The 22,389-nt window shown below is 60.2% G+C and carries 24 protein-coding genes and 1 pseudogene; 11 read left to right on the plus strand and 14 right to left on the minus strand.

What is annotated here, in order from left to right; all coding sequences use genetic code 11:
- From HFO71_RS03675 to HFO71_RS03695, 5 genes are all read right to left on the minus strand, one after another.
- On the minus strand, window positions 1–2,361 hold the full coding sequence (locus tag HFO71_RS03675; RefSeq protein WP_168259855.1) for a SpoIIE family protein phosphatase: 2,361 nt from the start codon (window positions 2,359–2,361) through the stop codon (window positions 1–3).
- The gene (locus tag HFO71_RS03680) at window positions 2,361–3,533 is read right to left on the minus strand and encodes a class I SAM-dependent methyltransferase (protein WP_131642751.1); all 1,173 of its coding nucleotides are present in this window, start codon (window positions 3,531–3,533) and stop codon (window positions 2,361–2,363) included. The genes HFO71_RS03675 and HFO71_RS03680 overlap by 1 nt, the downstream gene beginning before the upstream one ends.
- Complete coding sequence (locus HFO71_RS03685; protein ID WP_168259854.1) at window positions 3,530–4,039, minus strand: hypothetical protein; 510 nt, start codon at window positions 4,037–4,039, stop codon at window positions 3,530–3,532. Before HFO71_RS03685 ends, HFO71_RS03680 begins: the two co-directional genes overlap by 4 nt.
- 73 nt (window positions 4,040–4,112) lie before the next feature.
- Window positions 4,113–5,768, minus strand: coding sequence for a putative bifunctional diguanylate cyclase/phosphodiesterase (locus HFO71_RS03690; protein ID WP_221987529.1), 1,656 nt, complete (start codon window positions 5,766–5,768; stop codon window positions 4,113–4,115).
- A gap of 223 nt (window positions 5,769–5,991) precedes the next feature.
- Window positions 5,992–6,867: a LysR substrate-binding domain-containing protein gene (locus tag HFO71_RS03695; RefSeq protein WP_221953659.1), complete on the minus strand. Its 876-nt coding sequence runs from the start codon at window positions 6,865–6,867 to the stop codon at window positions 5,992–5,994.
- A 130-nt stretch (window positions 6,868–6,997) separates the two neighbouring features.
- Between HFO71_RS03695 and HFO71_RS03700 the strand changes: the two genes are divergently transcribed.
- The gene (locus HFO71_RS03700) at window positions 6,998–7,384 is read left to right on the plus strand and encodes an ectoine synthase (RefSeq protein WP_018242671.1); all 387 of its coding nucleotides are present in this window, start codon (window positions 6,998–7,000) and stop codon (window positions 7,382–7,384) included.
- A gap of 149 nt (window positions 7,385–7,533) precedes the next feature.
- Here the strand turns inward: HFO71_RS03700 and HFO71_RS03705 are convergent, their stop codons facing one another.
- Entirely contained in the window at window positions 7,534–8,016 is a 483-nt protein-coding gene (locus HFO71_RS03705) for a DUF4168 domain-containing protein (protein WP_168259852.1), read from the minus strand.
- Between the two features lie 226 nt (window positions 8,017–8,242).
- Entirely contained in the window at window positions 8,243–8,911 is a 669-nt protein-coding gene (locus HFO71_RS03710; protein ID WP_168259851.1) for a TetR/AcrR family transcriptional regulator, read from the minus strand.
- A 123-nt stretch (window positions 8,912–9,034) separates the two neighbouring features.
- Between HFO71_RS03710 and HFO71_RS03715 the strand changes: the two genes are divergently transcribed.
- Both HFO71_RS03715 and HFO71_RS03720 read left to right on the plus strand, forming a co-directional pair.
- On the plus strand, window positions 9,035–9,574 hold the full coding sequence (locus HFO71_RS03715) for a GFA family protein (protein WP_168259850.1): 540 nt from the start codon (window positions 9,035–9,037) through the stop codon (window positions 9,572–9,574).
- A gap of 234 nt (window positions 9,575–9,808) precedes the next feature.
- Window positions 9,809–10,252 carry an SRPBCC family protein gene (locus HFO71_RS03720; protein ID WP_025395108.1) on the plus strand — a complete coding sequence of 148 codons (444 nt, stop codon included), beginning with the start codon at window positions 9,809–9,811 and terminating at the stop codon, window positions 10,250–10,252.
- A 37-nt stretch (window positions 10,253–10,289) separates the two neighbouring features.
- Here HFO71_RS03720 and HFO71_RS03725 read toward each other — a convergent pair whose 3' ends face one another.
- Entirely contained in the window at window positions 10,290–11,216 is a 927-nt protein-coding gene (locus tag HFO71_RS03725; protein ID WP_168259849.1) for a hypothetical protein, read from the minus strand.
- Window positions 11,217–11,358: 142 nt separating this feature from the next.
- Complete coding sequence (locus tag HFO71_RS03730) at window positions 11,359–11,958, minus strand: TetR/AcrR family transcriptional regulator (RefSeq protein ID WP_077978619.1); 600 nt, start codon at window positions 11,956–11,958, stop codon at window positions 11,359–11,361.
- An 89-nt stretch (window positions 11,959–12,047) separates the two neighbouring features.
- On the opposite strand from HFO71_RS03730, the gene HFO71_RS03735 reads away from it, so the two are divergent.
- Window positions 12,048–12,536, plus strand: a complete 489-nt coding sequence (locus HFO71_RS03735) for an anthrone oxygenase family protein (protein WP_077978618.1) — start codon at window positions 12,048–12,050, stop codon at window positions 12,534–12,536.
- Window positions 12,537–12,644: 108 nt separating this feature from the next.
- Here the strand turns inward: HFO71_RS03735 and HFO71_RS03740 are convergent, their stop codons facing one another.
- Window positions 12,645–12,818, minus strand: coding sequence for a hypothetical protein (locus HFO71_RS03740; protein ID WP_165503847.1), 174 nt, complete (start codon window positions 12,816–12,818; stop codon window positions 12,645–12,647).
- Here HFO71_RS03740 and HFO71_RS03745 point away from each other — a divergent pair.
- The 3 genes from HFO71_RS03745 (at window position 12,811) to HFO71_RS03755 (ending at window position 13,841) form a co-directional block, all read left to right on the plus strand.
- Window positions 12,811–13,347: a hypothetical protein gene (locus HFO71_RS03745; RefSeq protein WP_244735349.1), complete on the plus strand. Its 537-nt coding sequence runs from the start codon at window positions 12,811–12,813 to the stop codon at window positions 13,345–13,347. The genes HFO71_RS03740 and HFO71_RS03745 overlap by 8 nt on opposite strands.
- Before the next feature lie 82 nt (window positions 13,348–13,429).
- Window positions 13,430–13,630 (plus strand): hypothetical protein, encoded by a 201-nt coding sequence (locus HFO71_RS03750; protein ID WP_017961057.1) that lies wholly within the window; start codon window positions 13,430–13,432, stop codon window positions 13,628–13,630.
- A gap of 1 nt (window position 13,631) precedes the next feature.
- The gene (locus tag HFO71_RS03755) at window positions 13,632–13,841 is read left to right on the plus strand and encodes a hypothetical protein (protein ID WP_221987530.1); all 210 of its coding nucleotides are present in this window, start codon (window positions 13,632–13,634) and stop codon (window positions 13,839–13,841) included.
- A gap of 273 nt (window positions 13,842–14,114) precedes the next feature.
- Here the strand turns inward: HFO71_RS03755 and HFO71_RS03760 are convergent, their stop codons facing one another.
- The gene (locus HFO71_RS03760; RefSeq protein ID WP_221987532.1) at window positions 14,115–14,999 is read right to left on the minus strand and encodes an SDR family oxidoreductase; all 885 of its coding nucleotides are present in this window, start codon (window positions 14,997–14,999) and stop codon (window positions 14,115–14,117) included.
- Between the two features lie 90 nt (window positions 15,000–15,089).
- Here HFO71_RS03760 and HFO71_RS03765 point away from each other — a divergent pair, with 90 nt between their 5' ends.
- From HFO71_RS03765 to HFO71_RS03775, 3 genes are all read left to right on the plus strand, one after another.
- Entirely contained in the window at window positions 15,090–15,920 is an 831-nt protein-coding gene (locus HFO71_RS03765) for a helix-turn-helix transcriptional regulator (protein ID WP_168259844.1), read from the plus strand.
- Between the two features lie 217 nt (window positions 15,921–16,137).
- Window positions 16,138–17,670, plus strand: coding sequence for an Ig-like domain-containing protein (locus tag HFO71_RS03770; RefSeq protein WP_221987533.1), 1,533 nt, complete (start codon window positions 16,138–16,140; stop codon window positions 17,668–17,670).
- Between the two features lie 176 nt (window positions 17,671–17,846).
- A complete protein-coding gene (locus tag HFO71_RS03775; protein WP_168259842.1) occupies window positions 17,847–18,125 on the plus strand; it encodes a hypothetical protein in 279 nt (92 codons plus the stop codon).
- Window positions 18,126–18,249: 124 nt separating this feature from the next.
- Here HFO71_RS03775 and ftsZ read toward each other — a convergent pair whose 3' ends face one another.
- Window positions 18,250–19,269, minus strand: a complete 1,020-nt coding sequence (ftsZ, locus tag HFO71_RS03780; RefSeq protein WP_206987937.1) for a cell division protein FtsZ — start codon at window positions 19,267–19,269, stop codon at window positions 18,250–18,252.
- A gap of 170 nt (window positions 19,270–19,439) precedes the next feature.
- Window positions 19,440–20,285, minus strand: a complete 846-nt coding sequence (locus tag HFO71_RS03785) for an NmrA family NAD(P)-binding protein (protein WP_132609997.1) — start codon at window positions 20,283–20,285, stop codon at window positions 19,440–19,442.
- Window positions 20,286–20,516: 231 nt separating this feature from the next.
- Between HFO71_RS03785 and HFO71_RS03790 the strand changes: the two genes are divergently transcribed.
- On the plus strand, window positions 20,517–20,924 hold the full coding sequence (locus tag HFO71_RS03790; RefSeq protein ID WP_206987807.1) for a hypothetical protein: 408 nt from the start codon (window positions 20,517–20,519) through the stop codon (window positions 20,922–20,924).
- Window positions 20,925–21,286: 362 nt separating this feature from the next.
- Here HFO71_RS03790 and HFO71_RS03795 read toward each other — a convergent pair.
- Window positions 21,287–22,272 (minus strand): annotated as a pseudogene (locus HFO71_RS03795) (aldo/keto reductase).
- Between the last annotated feature and the right edge of the window lie 117 nt (window positions 22,273–22,389).

Below are 22,389 nucleotides of genomic sequence, written 5' to 3' on the forward strand. Positions count from 1 at the left end.
TCACCTATGTCGCACTGCGAGAAGCGTGATGTCGTCGTAAATCTTCTGCGATCCGATGAAGAGCATTAATGTCGCTATAATTCCGGCAACGACTTTCTCAGCGCTCTGGTCCTTCAAGCGCAGTGCTTCGCGGCACAGACGTTCGATGCCAAAGAGTTCTCCAGCGTCGTTTTCGGCTTCTGTTACGCCGTCCGTATGCAGGAGTATGAGGTCGCCCGTCTCGAAGGTTATTTCCCGGGTTTTAATGAAGGCAGAAATATCGGCTTCCAGCCCGATCGGTATACCCAGATCCAGGGTGTCTATGCGCTCGACCTCGCCGTTCGCCCGCACGACGACAACTTCCTCGTGTTGTCCCGACAGGATCATCTCTTTGCCGTCGTAGTCAAGAAACGCCAGAGTGAGATGTTTGTCGATTTTAGTTCTCACGATGTTTTTGAACAGGGCGCTGTTCAGGTCTGTGAGAAATTTAACGGCGTCGGTGTTTCCGGCTTCCTGGAGGGCGCGGGCGACGGACTGAACCATCAGCATCAACACGCCGCTTTCGAGCCCGTGTCCGGTGACGTCGCCGATGCCAATCTTCAACCGATTTCCGCTCTTCAATACGTCGTAATAATCGCCGCCGACTTCTTCTGCAGGTCTCATATAGGCCGCGATCTCAAGGGCCTGAAATTCCTCAAGCTCCTGGTGCAGCGGAAGAACCATGAGCTGGATCCTCTCGGCGACGGCGAGTTCCGTTCCCAGACGTCGATTTTCTCGCTGGAGCTGTGCGTTCAGGGTCGAAATCTCTTCCTTTGCATCTTCGATTTGCGCTGTTCGCTCTTCGACAAGCTGCTCGAGATTTTCCGTGTGATAGCTGATCTGTTCGGCCATCCGATTGAATGCTTCACCAGCCTCGCCGACCTCATCTTTGCTTGTTATGGCCACCCTGACCGAATAATCCTTCGCCTGAATCCGTTTGGCGGCATCTGCAAGTGCACTGATTCCGCTCGTTATTCGTTTCGAAGCCGCAATTACTGCTATAGCCACAACAAGCAGTGACATTAGGATCGCCAGTATTTGGTAGAGCACGATCCGGTTGGTAGCTTCCGAAATTTTGGCTTGGGCCGCATAGAGGGAGGCCTGGATTTCTCGTTCAGGCACAACCACCCCCAGCAACATCGCCTCTTGCCGAACCGGGCCACTGACCCAGAGATTGGTCGCCGGCAGTTTCTTGACGATAGCGATATAGGGGACCTCGTTGCCGTCCTGCTGCAACAGCAGGTGCTGAATGCCCTGTTCTCGGTCAAGAGCCAGTTTGGCGATGGCAGGCTGGGAGCTTCCCTTCAGGGAGCGCTCCAGGCCGGTCAAGGCGCCGGCTCCGCTCGCATCGCTTGCAGAACGCAGACCGAGGGTTTTTTCTCCTGTGCTGTTGATCGCCACAACGTTTCCGTCGGACATTGCGAGAAATCCAAAGCCGGACTGGGCCACTTTCACATTCTCAACAATCTGCGCGAGCTGGTCGAGTGTGATGTCCGCGCCAGCCGTCCCGGCGACATCCTGCCGGTCGGCTGTCCACAATGGATGAAAGAAACTGACGATCAGCTTTCCGGTAATGGCATCGGTATATGGAGCGGTCTGCGTGATATCGTCGGCGACCGGCCGCGTTTTCGTGTCCTTGGCCCAGTTCTGCCAGGACTCGTAAAGCCCGGGGAAAAAGAAGTCCCAGAAATCGGCTTCGTTGTGCCCCGAATAAAGGCGATCGAAGGTCTGAGCCTGGTCGGTGTAGGGGGCCGTCCTGAAGATTGGCCGTTCTTTCGGTCCGATGTAGTACATCTGCAGCTTGGAAGCGCCGTGCTGCAGCAGGCTCGGCGCAACGATGTCGAGAACCGCGCTCGTCTCTAGATCGCGCTGGATGTCGGGTTTCGGCCGATGGTCAGGTCCGAGCAAGTAACCCCAGACGCTCACAACCGAAGCGGAGCCGGGCAGGTTCTGAGACCATTTTCCCTTCTCGTCGTAAACAAGGCTGACGCTGCCAGGCGATGTGCGCGCGATCGCCGCGCCGACATCGGAATTACGCTCGGGATCGTCGATTTGCGCCTGGAGCACACCTGCCAGGGTGCCGACGTCGCTATGAACCTGCCGCAGGAGCAAACTCACCTGGGCTGCGGTGGAATCGGCATATGTGCGGATGTATTCCTGGCTTGCTGCTTCCAGACCCTGTCCGACTTCGAGGGTGGCGTCGCGCGACAGCCTCTGAACATTCCAAAGTGCCAGTCCACCGCTGACCAGCAGATCAAAGAGGACAGCGCCGCCGACGACCAAAATGAACTTTGCCCGAAATGAGCCTAATCTTGCCGGCCTCTTCGATGATCTCTCGTCCATCACAGCGGCTTTCGGCCGGAAGCTGCCCAGATCGGCCAGCCTGCATAACCCTTGGGATGAAGAGCAGCAAAGACATGATCCTTGAATCCCTGCCGGAACCTGCGAATGAAATCTGATGAGTCGCCCCGTCTGACGGCCATCTCGCCCGCATAGACATTTTCCCAAGCTTCGATCATGTCTGCAAAGTCTTGTGGATCCCCGTCAAGATTCGTGACCATAAAGCAATCGACCTTGATGTTATCGAAACCGGCGTCGGCGAGGAGATGGCGGCTTTTCGGCCCCATCTCGACATCCATGTCGAAGTACCTGAACAGTTTGGCGACTTCTTCGTAAGTCCATCTTATTGTTTCAGCATGTGGCTCGCCCAGACAATGCGAGTTTTTTTCGTTGGTGATGTAGACACGGCCGCCAGGCTTGCAGATGCGGTAAAGCTCCCTGAGCAGCATCTCGGGACGGTCGAAAATCTGCAGCGAATGTCGGCAGGTCACAAAGTCAAATTGATTGTCTCGCAGCAGCATTTGGGAAGCGTCGCCATAGGTATACTCTATCCCCTGCAGATCGAAGTCGGCCGCGACCCTGCGAGCATATTCGAGGCTGCGCGAGGAATGATCCAGCGCGACAAGGCGTGCCGGTTTAAATTCCCTCTGAACCAAAGCCGCGAAATCACCAATTCCGCAACAGATATCCGCGATGACAAGACCGCTGCGCAGGCCGTGGCGAGGCAACAGTTCGCGTTCGTGCCTCCATGTCATTTTCGTCTGGGTACGCAGAATGGGAATGAAAGTCTCATCCTCGACAAAGCTCTGCCCCGGATAAAACGCCGAATCGTAGACTTCAACCGACAGGCTTGGTTGTGATGCCGCCAGCGTTTGGAATAACGAGGTCGACCATGCCACCACGCTCGACGTAATGATGACGATCTTCCGTTCCGGTCTGATCCGGCAACTTGCCGCGAGTATATCGGCCAGGGCCGCGAAGGCAGTCATGTTGATGTGCGTCAGACGTTTGACATTGACGTAAACGACCCCGCTGTATTTTTCCAAATTTTGCTGCACCAGCTTGAGGGCGTCGGTGATTTCAGCGGCGCTTTCGGGGCGCATCTTTCCAGACAGCAACAGCTCCTGATTTGTCGGATCAAAATGAACAGTGAACGGTTGGGGAAGCAGGCTCATTGGAAATCCTCGGTCGAGGGGAAATCCGCAATGATTTGAATCCCTTGTCTGCCGTCTTTCTCAATTCGGATCGTGGCGCGGAATATTGCTGCCAAATCACTAAGCAAAACCGTCCCGTCGGATTTCATCACCACGTATCCAGAGCCGGCGCCGGGGACAGGCTGGTGTTCGCTTGCTCTCGCATTCGTGTGCTCTCGGCTAGATACTTCCTCGCACGGAAACGTAATTCTCAGCCGATTGAATGTCGCATTCCGGTAGAGACTGAAACTGATCCTTCCCAGCTCGCTCGTCGAACGGAAAGCAAGTTCGATGAGCTCGTTCGTCGCGACGGAAAGAAAATTGGAATATCGAGCGGGATCGCTGTGACCTTGGCCGAGGATGTCTGAGAGATATTCGGTAATCTTGTCGCAAAACTGCCATCGGGATTTGAACATCGCAACGTTCAGTTCCAGCGATACCATCGGCGCAAATGCATGGTCATCGAAGCTAGCTGCTTCCTGTTCCAATACACCCTCCCTTCTTTTGCCTGGGCGTCAGGTTGATCATGCGATAGCTAAAGGCACGGCGAAAATCGGTTGTTCACTGTGGTAGCGCGGGGCTTACGGATGTTCCCGCCCGGGTGATGAATTCGCCAATCGCCTGGACCGGAAGCGGTCTGCTAATCAAATAACCTTGAAGTCTGTCGCAGCCCACACTGCGCAACCATTCCGCCTGACCTAGCGTTTCAACCCCTTCGGCTGTCACCTGCATGTCGAGGTCATGTGCGAGGTTAACGATGCAGCGGACGATTGCCTGGCTTTTCAGATCGCTTTCGAGGTCGGTGATAAAGTATTTGTCGATTTTGATCGTGTCGAAAGGGAATGTCTTCAGATAGCTGAGCGAAGAATATTCGGTGCCGAAATCATCAAGCGAGATTCGTATTCCTAACACGTTGAGCGTATTCAGTGTGTCGATATTGTTGACGGTCCGCTCAAGGAGCACGCTTTCGGTTATCTCAAGCTCCAGACGGTCTGGCGGCAACCCGATCAGATCCAGCGTCTGGGATACCCGATCAGTGAGGCCGCTTGTCAAGAATTCAGCCGCGGACAAATTGACCGCGACGATGTAGTTCTGCGGCCACTTCATTGCCTCGCGACATGCCTGCTCCAAAACCCATGCACCTATTTCCGGCATTATTCCATCGGCCTCGGCCATCGGAATAAATGCCGTTGGTGGGATTTTTCCAAGGAGAGGGTGGTGCCATCTGAGCAATGCTTCGAAGCCGACAATGCTGCCGCCCTCGGCGATGGGTTGGTACTCAATAAAGAATTGTTGCTGGACCAGGGCCATGCGAAGGCTGCGGCGCAGCAGTTCGCGTTGTTCCAGCAACTCAAGCATTGAGGGATCAAACGGTCTTGCCCGACCGCGCCCGTCCTTCTTCGCGGCGTAGAGTGCGACGTCGGACGCCTTCATCAGCTGCTCCGGAGTTGTACCGTCCGGTGGAGCAGCAGATATGCCGATACTAGCACCGACAAATAGCGCGATGCCATCGATGGTGAAGGGCTTTTTGAATGCATCAACCAAAGCTTCTGCTAACTGGTGTCCTTTGGCGGGATGTCCCAGGCCCCGTGATATGACGGTGAATTCGTCACCCGCCAGTCGATAGGCTCTGTCGTCCCTGGTAAGGCACTCTTGAATGCGGCTTGCAGCGAGCTGAAGAAGCTTGTCGCCAGCCGGATGCCCAAGCGTGTCGTTAACAGGTTTGAAATCGTCAAGATCGAGTTGCATCAGGGACAGAGTCTCGTCCGAGCCCGCTGTCTCCCGTAACAACACAGCGAGGTCCTCGCTGAACTGGCGTCGGTTCGGCAGTCCAGTGAGCGGATCGTGGGTCGCCAGATGCAAAAGGGTCGCGCGCTCATCGTCGATAGTCTCCTCGGACCGAACCACGGCAAACAGATCTCCGATCCGATAGATCGTCAGTCCGTGCGACGCGGGCGTGCCAAGATCCCCCGATATTTGCAAGGGTTGGGCACTGTCACCCAATGAACGGAGGGCGAGTGTAATCGCCGATTTGTCCAATTCAGGAAAATGCTCCCAAAACGACGCTGCTGGTTTGACAGCAGCCGGCAGCTCATTGCCGAGCAAATTCTCGACGGGATTGAAATCGCGGTCAAAGAACAAAAGCCGGTCGATTAAGTTCGAAGCTTTTGCCTCTGTTTGTCCGAGCGCCGAGGGGGCCGCACGAATTTTCCGCATGTCCGAGGCTCTCCCTAGTCGCATGTCATAACCAGATATCGTAGCAAATTAGCTCCAACACAACTTGTGCACGCCAAGATTTACATTAGGCATTTCTGATTAACAATCCCCAACTTCTGCCCAACTAGCGCACAGATGGGCTTATGCCACGCCTTTATTACCGCGACGCATTTGCATCCATCGTCTCGGCGGCGACCCCTTCGATGAGCTGCGGACGGGGGATCTAAGCGCCCGATCCGCACTCCGTCATGAACCAGTCGATGAAGCGGCGCACCGGCTTTTTCGCCCAGCTGTTCGATATGACGTAATAGCCGTGGTTTTCTGCCGTCGCGACGCCGGAAAGCACCAGCAGATCGCCGCGTTCGATCTCGCGGCGAAACACCTCGACGGGGCAGAGCGCCACACCGTGGCCGGCGATTACGGCCGTCGCCAGCATGTTGAAATCCTGGAATATCGGGCCTCGAAGCGGCTCCGGCGCTTTCTGGCCGGCCTTGCGGAACCATTCCTTCCAGCCATCGACGGATTCGTCGTGCAGCAGATCGGCGCCGGCGAGCGAGACATCGCCGATCGTCCAGTTGCGTTTGGCAAGATAATGGCGGCTGGCGACAGGCTGGTTGCGGCGGGAGAAGAGCAGGCGGCTTTCCCTGCCGCTCAGATCCTCGCCCATGGTGATCAGCACGTCGAGGCTCTCGTCGTCGAAGCGTTCTTCAGCGCGGGCATAGACGATCCTGACGTCGAGATCGGGGGCGCTATCCTGGAAGGAGGGCAGGGCCGGGACGAGCCAGCGCGATGCGATCGAAGGAATGCAGCCGACGGTGATGGCCCGCATGTCGTGATCGCGCCGCATATTGCCGGTCGCATGCGCGATCGCCGCCAACGATCCGGAGACGGCCCGGTAATATTCGCCACCGGCTGCGGTCAGCATAATGCCGCGGCCCGATTTCTGCAGCAGCTTGCGGCCGAGCCAGGTTTCCAGATGCTTGATCTGATGGCTGACCGCCGCATGAGTGACGTGCAGCTCGTCGCCCGCTTTCGAAAGGCTCATCAGGCGGGCCGTGGCTTCGAAAGCGCGCAAAGCGTTTAACGGCGGCAACTGCATGTGTAAAATTTCCTAACAGATGACGCAGGAATCATCATTTGAAAATGCTAGCCGTTTCAATAGCTAATTGTCGTAAGCGATGAAAATGTATCATCGCTGCATCTTCAATAAATTATCGGGGGTATCGACGATGTTCGTCAGAAATCTGAAGGAGGTGGAGCTCACCGAGCGTTTCGTCGACTGGGGCAACGGCACGAGCCACCGCTTGCTGACCAAAGACGACGGCATGGGCTTTACGGTGTGCCATACCGTCGTTCGCGCCAATAGCGAGGCCTTGCTTCAATACCGCAATCACCTGGAGGCCTGCTACTGCATCAAGGGCGAGGGCGAAGTGGAGGATATGGACGGCAATGTCTTTCCGATCCGCGCCGGCGATATCTATGTGCTCGACAAACACGACCGGCATTATCTGCGCGGCGGCAAGGATCAGGATCTCATTCTCGTCAGCATCTTCAACCCGCCACTGACAGGCACCGAACGGCACGACCTGAACAACAAGAGCGGGTCGCAATACTGAACCAGAGCACCATGCCGAAAAGTGTGAGCGATTTTCGGACGACATCCTGTTCCAGCCGATCTCTTCGTCGACTGCCGAGATGGACAGCAGGGCCCGGCAAATGGCGGGCACTGCTGCCTATTCGTAGCGACTTAGTACGCCCGCGCAGCCTATTGCTGCGGCTGCTGCTGGCCCTGCTGCGGCTGCTGTTGCTGGCCCGGCGGCGGCGTACCGATCTTTTCCAGTACCTTCTTGGCCAGAGCCGGGTCGCTCTGCGCGGCCGTCAGGATCGACGAATATTCCTCGACGGAGATGTCGGGAGAGGCTTGGACGGTATCGACCATCTGCTTCTTGGCTTCTTCCTGCAACTGCTGCTTGGCAGCCTCGTCTTTCGTCGCGCCGATCTTGGCCGAATATTCCTGTCTCACCTTGTCGACCTGCAGATAGGCAACGGCGAAGGCCTCGATTTTCTGGTCGCTGACGGGCGCGCTCGCACCGTTGCCGCCGGGCTGTTCCTGCATCGGCGGCTGTGCCTGTGCAGGCTGCTGTTGCGCCTGGGCCATGTCGACAGCGGATGCCGGGTTGAAAGCAAGCAGACTGAAGACTGCCGCGCTCAATGTTGCGACAGATGTGTAGCGAGTGATCATATTCATTCCTCTTCAAGTGCATGATTTGATCGGCAGCAAGACCGCCTCGGTCGATCGCTCAGCCCTCAAAGGCCGGGCGAGGTCGCGACGATGGAACCTTTAAGAGGGCACGATGCGGCGGTAACGGGGCGATTTGCTGACGATTGAGCGGCGGCTTTGTGACCGCCGGCCTGTTGGCACGTGCGGAAAATTCAAGTCATTGCTGCTGTGATACCCCGACTTTCGACGGCGTTCATCGCCTATCTGGATGCAGAAATGCCGCCAGGAACGTGGCGACGGCCGCCTCGGCGTGGCGGTAGATCTGCTGCTTGGTGGGAATGGCCGCATCGCCCAGCATCATGACCCGGTTGACGGGGTCGGCCATCACCAGCCAGTTGAACTGTGATGCGGCCACCATTGCATCGGAGAACTGCAGCAGCTTCTTGCTGGCCAATTGTTCGAAAGCGCTGCCCATGACCTCGAGCGCCCGTGCAGGGCCGCGCGCGTAAAGCAGCTTGGCGAGTTCCGGGAAGCGTTGCGCCTCCGCAATCACGAGCCGGCGCAATTGCATCAGCCCGGGCGTCAGGACGATGGTGAGCTGGCGGATGGCGTAGTCAAGGAGATAGGCTTCCAGCTGAGCGCGGTTCTCCACCTGGGGGAGGCCGGTGTGAACGGCGGTATCTGCTTCTCCCATCATCTGGGTGAGTACCGCGACGAACAGCGCCTCCTTGCTGGAGAAGTGCTTGTAGACCGTTTGCTTGGACACGCCGGACCGGCTGGCGATCTCGTCCATGCTGGCTCCGGCATAACCGGTGTTCAGAAAGACTTCGGCCGCGGCACCGACGATCGCCACCTGTTTGCGCTCCGAACGAGTGCCGGCCCGCCCCTGGGCCAGGTCGGCTTTCATACCCGGTATCAACATTCTCGATCTCCGCTCCAACCCTACTTGACACGATCAAACTGAACCGTCTAGTTCTTACAACGGAACTACACGGTCTAGTTTGATTTTGCGGCTATCCAGCGATCCTCAACAGCGAGCGATGTCATGAACGACAAGATAACCCATCTAACGTGTGCCTGCGGAACCTTTCACCTCGACGTGCGCGGCGCCCCGATCATCAGCGCGGAATGCCACTGCAAGAACTGCAGCGACGCAGCCGGAAGGCTGGAGTCGCTTCCCTTGCCGGAGGCGATCCGGACGATCCATGGCGGTACGCGCTACGTGCTTTATCGCAAGGATCGGATCAGCCTTTTGGCCGGAACCGAAAACCTGAGAGAGTTCCGCCTCGGCCCCAACGCTTCAACGCGACGTGTCCTGGCATCCTGCTGCAACACGCCCATTTTTCTGGAGTTCAAGGGTGGTCACTGGCTTAGCCTCTACGGCAATCTCTGGAAGCAGGACGAGCTTCCACCCCTCCAATTGCGCACGATGACCCAGAATGCGCTCGATCGCGCGCGCGTGCCCGATGACGTGCCTTCCGGCGCACTGGCGACGGCCGGCTTCTATGGCAGACTTCTCACCGCGTGGATTGCGATGGGTTTCAAAGTCCCCGACATCGCTGTCAAAGGAGCTATCGATGCCTGACGACGAAAAAATCCTCATCGAAAGCATAACGCGAGGAGATCGAGCCGGGGGTCCAGATGTTCACCCGGCGCCGGCTGACCTGGGAAGGCTCGATCTTCCGCAGTTCGGGATGCCGGGTTGAACCACGACACTCCAAGAAATTTTTCTTGAAGAAAAGTTCGATCCGGTGTCGGATCGGCCAAGCCTCACCCGTCCTAGGTTCGTCCATTCCGTCCATTCAAAAGGATCACGACCATGCCGAGTACCATACGCCTGCACCGTGTTCTGGCGACCAGCCCGGAGAAAGTCTATCGCGCATTCCTGGAGGCGGACGCGCTTGCCAAGTGGCTTCCGCCGAACGGCTTCCTCTGCACCGTGCATCATTCGGAGCCGGTTGTCGGCGGCACGTTCAGAATGTCCTTCCGCAACTTCACGACGGGCAATAGCCACGCCTTCGGCGGCGAATATCTCGAGCTCGTCCCCGGCGAACGTCTGCGCTACACCGACAAATTCGAGGACCCCAACCTGCCCGGCGAAATGGAAGTCACCGTGACGCTGAAGAAGGTTTCGGTCGGCACCGAGGTGGATATCGTGCAGGCAGGCGTGCCTGACGTCATTCCGCCCGAAGCTTGTTATCTCGGCTGGCAGGAGTCGCTGCGAAACCTCGCGAGAGTCGTCGAACCCGACATCCAGGAATAGCAAAAGATCGCGCCGGATTGCGACGATCCGGCTGAGATCATCTGATGCCGCGTTTGGCCAGGGCGTTGCGGGCGGCCGCAGCGCCCCAGTCGTCGGAAAGGTCCTGCCCTTCGATTTCGGCTTCGGCGATCGGGGTTGCCCGGATCAGCGGCACGGAGCCGAAAGGCAGGCCGTCGATCCGGCCTGCGTCGCGACTCAGCATAATGCGGGTCATGGGGCGGTAATCCTCGGTCAGCCGGCAGAACAGGATGGCGCCGTGCTTCTCGACATCGCGGGCGACACGATAACCGTCTGCCACGAGGTCGCCGATGTTGATCAACAGGTTCGCCCAGTTTTCGATCCCGGCCACATCCAGTGTCGCGGCGTCGAATTCCATGAAAAGTTCGCATTCGACGCCGTTTTCCGGTTCGGATATGCCGGCCCAGGGGGTCGACAGCCCGTCGGTGGCAAGTGTCAGCCTTCCCGGCGCATGGATGGCGAGGATGCGGCGATGCGGGCCGAACCATTTTGTCTGGGCGTGAATATTGGCCGTTCCGCGCTCGACGGCGAAGTCCTCCTGCAGCGTGCCGCGGCTCTGCCAGAAGGCGCGCCGCGCGGCGGCAGCGGTCTCGTAGATCGGGTCGTCGGGGCCGCGCGGCACGATCGTCTGGTCATAACTGGTTTCGAGCGTGATCTTCGCCTGCATGAAGGGAAATTTCGGCTTCTTCCAGCGGATCACCACCTTGTTGAAACGCGGCACCTCTGAGGCTTCGAGCTTTTCGACGACATTCGCGATGATGTCGAGCGGATGTCTGGAATCCTCCGGGACATGCTTTCCCTCGGCATCGAGGTAGCCGCCTGTCCGGGAGGAGTGCCCTGCCTGCATCGTGGTGGCGGTCCAATCGCCACTGACCGCGCCTGCCGGCGCCTTTCCGAGAGCCGGGGCAAGTTCCCGGATCGCATCGTCAATCGAATAGGATGTCACGTCGCCCCTCCGCCTTCGCCCAAAGATCGTATCCCGCGGCCGCTCGGCCGCGAGCAGAAGCTAGAGCGGAGGCGTCGCCGATCAATAGCGGCTGGATCGATCGGAGCGGGCAGGGTGGGTGCCGGACTTTACGGGAATTGCTCTACGCGCCGCAGAGCCTTCTGAATGCCCTCATGGCGGCGGTGGCGCGCGCGCGGATATCCTCGTCCGGCGGTTCGGGCAGCGTGCGGTTCACTCGCCTGATCTGCAGATCGCCGATCAGCAGGCTCAGAAACCATTCGGCTGCCACACTTGCGGATGGCGCCGCGAGCGCTGCCGTTTCAAGGCCGCGGCCGACCAGCTTCTCGATCAGCGGAAAGATGCTATCGCGGCCGGCGGCGGCGATCGTCGCTCCCAGTTCGCCGCTTTCGTCGGCGGCGGCGGCCCGGTTCAGGGAGATCGCCTTGTCGCCGAGCAGCATCGAAAGCAGGATCGGCGCGACGTGCCCGAGGGTTTCCAGGGGATCCACATCGTCTGCTATCGCCGTATTGAGCTCCGCTTTCGTCGCCCTCGCATTGCTTTCGACCATCGTCTTGAAGAGGCCATTCTTGTCGCCGTACCAGCGATAGAGCGTTTCATTGGAGGCTTTCGCCGCCTTGGCGATGTCGAGCATCGACGTGCTGCGGTAGCCTCTTTCCTTCAGAAGCTCGTAGGCCGCTGTCTCGATCTCGGCTTGACGCCTGGTTTTCGTGTCTTCCCGCATTCCGGCCACTCGCATCGTCTTGACGATAATCGTACAATGTTATACGCCTGTGTAAATGCGTACAAAATAATACGGTACGGAGAAAAGCGATGCGCAGCACTGTTCTGGGACTGTCGGTAACATCGGTCGTCTTCTCAGGCGCGATCTTCGGCTTCTTCTACGCCTGGGTCTGTTCGACGATGTGGGGGCTCGATCGGGCCGACCCGCGGGTGGCGATCGCAGCGATGCAGGCGATGAATGCGTCGGTCCGCAACGCGGTGTTTTTCCCGGCCTTCTTCCTGACGCCCGCCGTTCTCGGGCTGACTGCCGCAGCTGCGCATTTCAGCGGCCGCGGAGCGGCGGCTTTCTGGTTCTGCGCGGCGGCGGCCATCTATCTGGCTTTCGGGCTGATGCTCACATTGATGGTCAACGTGCCGATGAACGAGGCACTGGCCGCGACTGCCGTTCCTGGCGACATCGCGGCGGCGCGGGATATCTGGCGGGACTATTCGCAGCGATGGCAGGTCTGGAACCAGGTGAGGGCGCTGGCTTCCGGAATAGCCCTGGCACTTGCAGCTTTGGGAGTGTCAAGGCTATGACGCTTCGGGGTTGACCCGAGGGATGTCACAGGCATCCAGCCACGGCGCGTCTGCGCCGTGAATGAAGTAATCCGCAAAAGGATTCTTTCGCGTGGCGGCGGAAACAACTCAGTTGCTTCCGTCATTCGGCCGCGCTTTGGCGCTGTCGTTGGTGGTTGACGAGACGGTTTTTCCGTCCGGTTGCTGCCCGAAATAGGTGCCGCCGAGATGGCCGCCGGCGCTGGTGTTCTTGACCTGCTGTTCGGCGCGTTTCTGAAGTTGACGAACGTTGGTCTTGCTCATTTTCGGCTCCATGTTTGAAGTGGACCAATGGTCAACCGATGGCGGACGACACTGTTCCATATTTTCTGCAGAAACCCATCGCCTCGCGGCCAGTTTATCCGCCATGAGATTCCTTGCCGTCATCATAACGGGCCTGGCGTTCGCAGCACCTGCGGCGCACGCCTTCGCGCTCTTAAACAAGATCGGGATGGCGAAGGCGGACTGTTTCATTGCGCAACAGGCTTACACCGGATGGTGGGTCGTCGGTCTCCTCTTACCGCTGGCGCTTCTGGCGAATATCGGTAATGCCGTGGCACTCAGGGCTGATGGAACCGCCATGATGCTGTCGGTCGCGGCAGCGGCGCTGATCGCGCTCAACCTCGTCATCTTCATGGTCTTGACCCAGCCGGCGAACGCGGCGACGGAGAACTGGACCGTGCAGCCGGAAAATTGGGAAAGCCTTCGAGCCCAATGGGAATATTCGCACGCGGTCAATGCCGCAGTCACCTTGCTTGCCTTCTGCTGCGCAACGCTCGCCTCGCTACGGTAAGCCGCTTTACGCGAAAGTGTCGCCGCGGGAACAGTTGATGATCTTTTCGGTTTTCCTTGTTTCCAACCAAGGAGGAACAACGATGGGCATGACGACACCGAAAGACGGCGCCCCCGGCACGACCGACCAGTCACCCCGCTGGGAAGGCCCGAAGGGAAATAAGCCTCGTGGCTACATGAAGGCCAAGGACGATCCGGATCGCGACCGCGACGCGCATGGCGAAAACAATCGCGACCCGGAGACCAGAGATCTCGGCGATGCGCTGAAGCAGAAGGGTGATTGACATGCCCAATCCCGAGAACGACGCGGCCGGCCAGTTCGCCAAGTCGCGGGCCGACCGGAAGAGCAGCGGCGTCGCCAGCGCCAAGCCGACCGTCATCACCGGCTCCGAGGATGCGACGGTGAACAAGAACCCGCCTGGCAAGAAGAAGCCCGAGAAGGACTGGGACATCAACTATGACCCGGCGGATATGAACGAGGGCCGAATGCGGTAGTGAGCTGCGCGCCCCTGATTCCAGACGGGCGAGCCCACCTCGTCCTTCGAGGCCCCTGCGGGGCAAGGATGAGGTCCTCTCTGGCGGCCAGTATCCTCTAACGCTCGATATTGAGAACGGCATTCGCTACGGCCCTCATCCTGAGGCGCGCAGCCCGCAGGGCGGAGCCTCGAAGGACGCGCTCCAACGCTGCTTCTTGCATTCCGTCGAGTGTCGGCGAACCCGGCTCGTCCTTCAAGGCCTGCAGCTCTCCTCAGCAAGGATGAGGCTCTCTCAAAAATAGGCCGGGTGGTCGATATCGGCGAGCAGGCCGGGTTCCTGCGGCTGCCAGCCGAGCAGGGCGCGAGTGTGCTTGCTCGACGTGGGCACGTCGAAGCCGGCGAACATGGCGAACCAGCCGAAATGCTCGGCCGCTTCTTCCGGTGAGAGCGAGACGGCGGGCACATCGAGCCGTCGGCCGATGACCTCGGCGATCTGCCTGAAGGCAACTCCTTCTTCCGCGACTGCCAGGAACGGGCCGCCGACGGCGCCGCGCTCCAGCGCCAGGCGATAGACGCGGGTGGCATCGAGCCTGTGCACGGCCGGCCAGCGATTGGCCCCGTCGCCGATATAGGCGGAGACGCCCTTGCGCCGGGCCAAATCGATCAGGATCGGCACGAAGCCGTGGTCGCCGTGGCCGTGCACCGAGGGCGGGAGCCGGACGGTGGAGGCGCGCACGCCGCGGGCGACAAGCGATACTGCGGTGATTTCGGAGGCACGGGGATAGGTTTCGGTCGGAGGCATGGGCGGATCCTTCTCGGTGCCGACACGGCCGGGGGCAAAGCCGAGGCCGGCTGTGACCAGCAGCGGACGATCGGAGCCTTGGAGGGCTTCGCCGAGCGCCTCGATGGCGCGTCGGTCGCCGGCGCAGTTCTCGGCGAATTTCGAGAAATCGTGGTTGAAAGCCGTATGGATCACGGCGTCTGCCTCAGCCGCACCGCTCTTCAGGCTTTCCAGATCGTCGAGCGTGCCGTGATGGGCTTCGGCGCCGGCAGCCGCCAGTTGATCCGCTCCCTTGTCCGAGCGGGTGAGGCCCAACACCTTGTGCCCGGCTGCGATCAGTTCATTGACGACGGCCGAGCCGACCCAGCCGGTGGCTCCAGTAACGAATACGCGCATGTGTTATCTCCGTTTTGCTGGGAGACACATATCGGCTCTGCCTGTATCAGGGTAAAGTAGTGACATTATCATGGTATAAAGGCTAACAGGATGGATGAATTCGTTACCTCGGACAACCGGCTCGGTGCCTATCTGAAGGACCGCCGCGTCAGGCTCGATCCCGCCGCCTTCGGCTTTGCGGGAGAGAGGCGGCGCACGCCGGGTCTGCGGCGCGAGGAGGTGGCAAGCCGCGCCAATATCAGCCCGACCTGGTACACCTGGCTGGAGCAGGGGCGCGGCGGGGCGCCGTCTGCCGACGTGCTCGACCGGATCTCGCGCGCGCTGATGCTGACGGATGTCGAGCGCGAACATCTCTTCCTCATCGGCCTCGGTCGGCCGCCCGAGGTGCGCTACCACAGGCAAGAGGGCGTGACGCCGAGATTGCAGGGCGTGCTCGACGCGCTGGACCCGAGCCCGGCGCTGATCCGCACCGCGATCTGGGACGTCGTCGGTTGGAACCGGGCGGCAACCGTGCTTCTGACTGATTACGGTGCGCTGCCGCCTGAGGAGCGCAACGTGCTGAGCTTCATCTTCCTCGATCCGCGCGTGCGCGCCGCCCAATACGACTGGGAAAGTGTCGCCCGCTTCGTCGTCGCCGCCTTCCGCGTGGACGCGGCCCGCGCGGGTGCTGCAGCCGAGGTCGAGCCCCTCGTCGACGAACTCTGCCGCAAAAGCCCCGAATTCCTGGCGATGTGGAGGGATAACGACGTGCGCACACACGGCGAAGGCGCCAAGCACATCCGCCACCCCATTCTCGGCCCACTCGCTTTCGAATATTCCGCCTTCCAGGTGGATGGGCGGCCGGATCTCAGCATGGTGGTCTACAACCCGGCGACGCCGGAGGATGCGGCAAAGATCAGGGAGCTGGTGGGCGTGAGCTGAGCGGGTGTGTGAAGGGGTGGCGTTGTCGCTCTGTTGCAGTGGAGCTTCTTGACGCCCCTGATGCTGAGGTGTGCAGCCCATAGGGCGAAGTCCTCCAAGCATGACAAAGCTGTGAAAGGCTAAAATACCACTCATGATAGAAAAGTCATTGACCGTCCCGGTCTCAGCTGCTTTCCTCCCGATAGACCAAGGCGAATGGATCTTGAAGGAGATATCCATGACAGTGCTTGTAAAACCTGTGGCGGTCGATGATGTCAGCAGCGCTTCCGAGAATGAGGTGATCTCAGGAAATCTGCTGGATAATGATCTCGCCGGGGGCTCCGGCAAGTTCCTCAACTTCTTCGATGGCGAGCGGGCGCTTGCCAAGAAGGATGGTGCGATCACCGATATCGAGGGTGAATACGGCACTTTCCACGTCAAGGCCGACGGCTCTTATACCTATACGCTGAACGAGGCCGTTAAGGCGGGCTTCGTTGACGGGATGACGCTGACGGAGACGATCGGCTACAAGATCTCCGACGGTGCCGGCAATACCGATGTCGGCCACTTCACGCTTGACATTCACGGAGTCACGAGCCCGCCAATCGCGGTCGACGACGCCTTCTCCTTCCGCGAAGGAAGCGAGATGGCCCGCAACGTGCTTGCCAATGATCACCCGGGGGAGGCGGGCACGCTCTTCCTGCGTTCGGTCGAGGGCACCAGCATTCCTGCCGGGCCAGGGCAGACGACCGACGTGGCGGGTGAATTCGGCACCTTCCATTTCGCGGGCGATGGAAGCTTCACCTACGATCTCGATCCGGCCGTGAAGGTGGGCCTCGATGACGGCGAGCATGTCACGGAGAAACTCCAATATTACAAGATCTCCGACGGTGCCGGTCACGCGGATGTCGGCGTGATCACCCTGACCGTCGACGGCGTGACGGATGGGAAGTCGTTGAACACTCATCATGTCGAGGCCCAGGCGGATGTGGTGCGCCCCTTCCTGGACCATTACGAACTCCAGGGGGGCGCGGTCGATCCGCTAACGGGCAAGTATTACGTCAGCTCCGGCCGTGGTTTCCCAGATGATTCCATGGTGAGCATTTACGACAACGCCGCGGCATTCGAAGCCGACAACGCCAGCGGCGCCATCTCTCTTGGCGACTATGACAAGGGCGAATATGACATCGGCGGAACCTATTTTTCGGTCCGCGGCGGCGAGATCATCGGCCGAACCAACGAGGCGAGAGGCGAGGAGGACCCTTTCCCCGATCAGACCTATCTCGCAAAGTGGGATGCCGCAGACGGATCGCTCGATCAGCGGGGCGACCCAATCCCGGGCCTTATCGGCGAGAATGGGGCGGGTACGTTCGACTGGGGTGGATTCACGGCCGTCAATACGATGCAGGATTCGACCGGCATTTACGTCGTCGGCCGCATCGATGATTCCACCTGGCAGGTCTCCAAGCTCGATCCGGACACGCTGAACCCGATCGAGTCCAAAACCTTCGCCGCTGGCGGGCTCGGCTACGGCTTTGCCGTCGACGGCACGTTCTTCTTCGGCGATTCCTCCGGCAGCGAGCATATCGGCACGGCATTCGACTTTGCGACCGGGGTCAAGACAACGGTTGACGTCAACATCGCCATACCAGGAGACGACTTGATCACCAACGTGGTCTATGACTCAGCGGCGGATAATCTCTACCTCACCAACACCGGCATCGACGAAATCTCCGTGGTGCACAATATCTCGGACGTCCTGTTCGTCTAGCACGATGCCAGCACGAGGCGTCTCTGGCTGTCCCGGCATAGAGCGACGGGCCGTGCAGAACATGGATGGCGGCCGACGCCTTCAGCCGGCCGCTTGAACCGGTTTCGGCCGATGATCTGGAACCATGATCCCGCCGTACTGTTTAACTGGAAGGCGCGGAAGCGCCGATAACGGGGATGCCGATTGCCGGCCAACCCAGTAATGACGATCGGCCTTTCGGTTCGCCTATGGAGGAACACGACATGCAAACGACCCGATCGAAAGAACTGGCGGAGGAATACCTGCGGCTTGGCGGCAAACGGTTGGCGAAGATCGATGACAATATCGTTAAAATCCGCCACTGGGAGGATGACACGCCGGAGGCCGAGGCCTTCTGGCAAAAGCACATTGAGCCGCTGGATGACAAGCGCCGCATAGAGGTCGAAACGCACCTTCCCACGATCAACGACAGGTAATCGCGAATCAACGACCGGTGATCGCAGCGATTTCCCCGGAGCGCATGACATTGAAGCACAACAGCGCCGCGCGTCTGAAAAGACGCGGCAGGCTGTCGTGCTCGGATATGTCGCGCCGCTGCGCTTACTGCAGCGTGCGCGTCTGGATCTGCTCGGCGGCGTGAGGCGCAGATGCGGGCAGCGGGCTGCCTTCCAGACCGGTCGCCACCACCGAGACACGGAACTTGCCGTCGAGGCTGCGGTCGAAGATCGCGCCGACGACGATATCGGCGTCTTCCTGCACTTCGTCACGAATGCGGCTTGCCGCCTCGTCCACTTCGAACAGCGTCATATCCGAACCGCCGGAAATCGAGATCAGCACGCCCCTGGCGCCCCGCATGGAGATATCGTCGAGAAGCGGGTTGGCAATCGCCGCTTCCGCCGCCTTCATCGCGCGGCTCTCACCGGAGGCTTCGCCAGTGCCCATCATGGCGCGGCCCATGCCTGACATGACCGACTTCACGTCGGCAAAATCGAGGTTGATCAGGCCTTCCTTGACGATCAGGTCGGTAATGCAGCCGACGCCCGCATAGAGCACGCGGTCGGCCGTCATGAAGGCATCGGCGAACGTCGTTTTTGAATCGGCGATGCGGAAGAGGTTCTGATTGGGAATGACGATGACCGTATCGGCTGCCTGGCGAAGCGCCTCGATGCCGATTTCCGCCATCCGCATGCGGCGGTTGCCTTCGAAGGTAAAGGGTTTGGTGACGACGCCGACCGTCAGGATGCCGGCGGCACGCGCGGCACGCGCGATGACAGGTGCAGCACCCGTGCCCGTTCCGCCGCCCATGCCGGCGGTGACGAAGCACATGTGCGAGCCGGCCAAGTGGTCCATGATCTCATCGAGCGACTCTTCGGCGGCCGCATGGCCGACCTCAGGCAGCGAACCGGCGCCGAGACCCTCCGTCACATTCGCACCAAGCTGGATGCGGCGCGTCGCCTTGGAGGTGGCCAGTACCTGAGCATCCGTGTTTGCGGCGACGAATTCGACGCCCGCCAGCTTTTCCGCGATCATATTGTTGATCGCATTGCCACCACCGCCGCCGACGCCGATGACTGTAATATGCGGCCGTAGTCCAGAAATGCCGCCCTTGGCGTCCGTCATCGCGCTCTCCTTTGATGCTTCGTTCATGCCCACCCTCATATGCGGACGGCGAATCGGGCGTCAGGATACGCGAGCAACAAGGCAGAGGCGAGGCGAAAGACGTCTCGGGGGCAGCGAACCTTTTCACATGTGACTATCGTTCTCGACAGGAATGCGTCCGCGATCGCCGCTCACCGAAGTGCGGCGATGTGGTCTTCGAGGGTGATCTCTCCGCGATTGGGCTCGCGCGGCAATTCGGGGCCGTCGAGCGTCGCCTCGGTCATGCGCGTGTAGGAGCGGGCGGCGGCAGGCGAGAAGCCGAGCTTGCGAAAGCTTTCTTCGAGCTGGTCGCGCGGCGTCGTTTTCACCTTCACCGACTTTCCGACGACCGCGGAGAAAGCTGCGGCGACATCGGCGAAAGCATATCGCCGCGGTCCCTCCACATAGTTGATGCCGACATCACTGACTGAGCCTGCCAGGCGCGCGGCGGCCACCTTACCGAGATCGGCGGGAGAAACCATTGGCAAGATGAAGTCTTCGGGGAAGGCGGTGGTGATCATACCCTTGCGCGCCGGCTCCAGCAGCATATCGAGATTGGTATAATAGTAGGCCGCCCGGTTGACCGCCGCCGGAATGCCGCTTGCCTCAGCCAGGCGCTCGAACTCATACAGCACCGAGAGGTCGCCGACGCCATCGCCTTGCCTGGCGCCATAGGTCGATTGCACCACGAGTTTTTCAAGGCCCGAATCCGTCAGCGCTGTGGCAATGCTTCGTGCAGTCTTCAGCTCTTCGGCGTTCGTATCGGTGCCGGGATGTGCCGGCGGGTTGAGGAGAAAGGCGCGTCGGCCTCTCTGGAAAACAGCCCTCAGTGCCGCGCTGTCCAAGACATCAAGCACCACGGCCTCGACATTGCCACCGTCGACCGCGCTCGCCTTCTGCTCACTATGGACGAGCGCGAATATCTTCTCGCCCGCGGGCCTCAGCGTTTCGATGACACGGGACCCGACATTTCCCCCTGCACCCAGAACGATGTACATGATTTCCACCCGGCAGTTGTTTCGCTGCAAAACGAAGTCTCGGTGCCGATGGTTCCTGTCACGTGGCGTAAAGCTGTCGTCAGCCGCCTGCCGACACATTTATGGTGGAAGCCGACCGAGCGCATGGCCCCCTGGCGCGCCGATTTCGATCACAAGCGGTAACGGGGGTGAACCAAAGCCTCAGCGCGGTGTTTACAGACACGCCTCATAACTCCGAAAGGAACGCTTCCAATGCAAAGATTTCTGCTATCGGGCCTTGCCCTTGCCGCACTGGCCGGCACAACCTTCGCCCAGCAGCCGTCGGCTCCGCCATCCGCCGGGACTCCGCCCGCAGCGGCCGAACCCGGCTCGCCTCCTCTTCCGCCGTCTCCGTCCGCTCCTGATGACGATGAGCAGATGACGGACCGGCCGGATGCGCGGCCGGGAGATCGCCCCGATTACCGCTGGCATGGTCGGAGAGGCGACATGGGTTTCCGTGGTTTCCGTGGGCATCGCCCGCCACCGCCGTCCAAGGCAGCGCATTTCCGGATCGAGGATGGGAACACCCGGATCGATCTCAAATGCGCCGAGGACGAACCGATGAAGGCCTGCGCCGATCTCCTGCTCCAGGTTATAGACCGCCTGCAGGGGCAGGACTGATCATCCGCGCTTGAGGCGGGTGCCACACGATGATGCAACCGCCCGCGTCTTCTGCGGGCGGTTTCAGTGTGACGCGAACGCCGCCTCGCTCTCCGGTCATGTCAGCCTTGTGCCGAGGCTCTGCGGCACCGGTTGCAGATGCTCGGGACAAGCCCGAGCATGACGGAAGGGGTTGCCGCGTCCTCTCACGCCTGTTGTTGGGTGTGCGGCATCCTCCAACATCCCTCATCCTGAGGTGCGGAGGCCAAAGGCCGGAGCCTCGAAGGACACGCCGCAACGCTGCTCCTTGCATCCATCCGATGCCGGCGCACCGAGAGACAAGAACGTTCGTGCTGTTGCATCGACCGATCGATGTCGTCGGTTCACTGCGTGACGCGGGCTGCCGAGGTTGCGGAGTAGCGGTCGCCGTGGATCTCGATGCCTGAGAAGACCGCATCGATCCCGGCCAGTTCCTCCGATGTGAAGGTGATGTCGGCGGCAGCGATATTCTCTTCCAGCCGGTGCAGCTTGGTGGTGCCGGGAATGGGGATGATCCAGGGCTTGAGCGCCATCAGCCAGGCGATGGCGATCTGGGCCGCGGTGGCGTTTTTGCGGGCGGCGATGGCCTCGATCGCATCGACCACCGGCTGGTTCGCCTTGCGGTTTTCGGCCGAGAGGCGCGGATTGGTGTGGCGGTGGTCGTTGCCGCCTTCGAAACTGGTGTTCTCGTCCATCTTGCCGGCGAGGAAGCCGCGGCCGAGCGGGCTGTAGGGCACGAAGCCGATGCCAAGTTCTTCGACGATGGGCAGGATTTCCCGCTCCGGATTGCGCCACCACAGCGAATATTCGCTTTGCAGGACGGTGACGGGCTGGACGGCATGGGCGCGGCGGATGGCTTCGCTTCCTGCTTCGGAGAGGCCGAAATGCAGCACTTTGCCGGCGCCGATCAGATCCTTGACCGTGCCTGCCACCTCTTCGATCGGTACCGCAGGGTCGACCCGATGCTGGTAGAAGATATCGATGCGATCGGTGCGAAGCCGCTTGAGGGCTTCTTCGATGACCACACGGATGCTTTCGGCCGGCTATCCAGGCCGACTTCCGGCCGGCCATCCCTGAAGCCGAATTTCGTCGCGATCACTACCTGATCGCGGATCGGCGCCAGCGCCTCGCCGACGAGTTCCTCGTTGGTGAACGGCCCGTAGGCTTCGGCAGTGTCGAAGAATGTGACACCCCGCTCATGCGCTGCCCGCAGGAGCGCGACGGCATCACCAGGCTCCATCGCCGGCCCGCGATGGTAGTTCAGCCCCATGCAGCCGAAGCCGATCGCCGAGACGTCAGGGCCTCTTTGGCCGAGCTTGCGCTTGATCATTTCAAGTCCTCCTTCCCAGATTTGATCCCAAGATAGGGCAAAGCCCGGCGGCGATTAGCCGGAGATATCGGCATGAACTTATGAGGTCCGCTCATGAATTTCCCGGATCGCTCGGAG

It is taken from the genome of Rhizobium laguerreae (assembly GCF_019778565.1).
Lineage (GTDB): Bacteria > Pseudomonadota > Alphaproteobacteria > Rhizobiales > Rhizobiaceae > Rhizobium > Rhizobium laguerreae.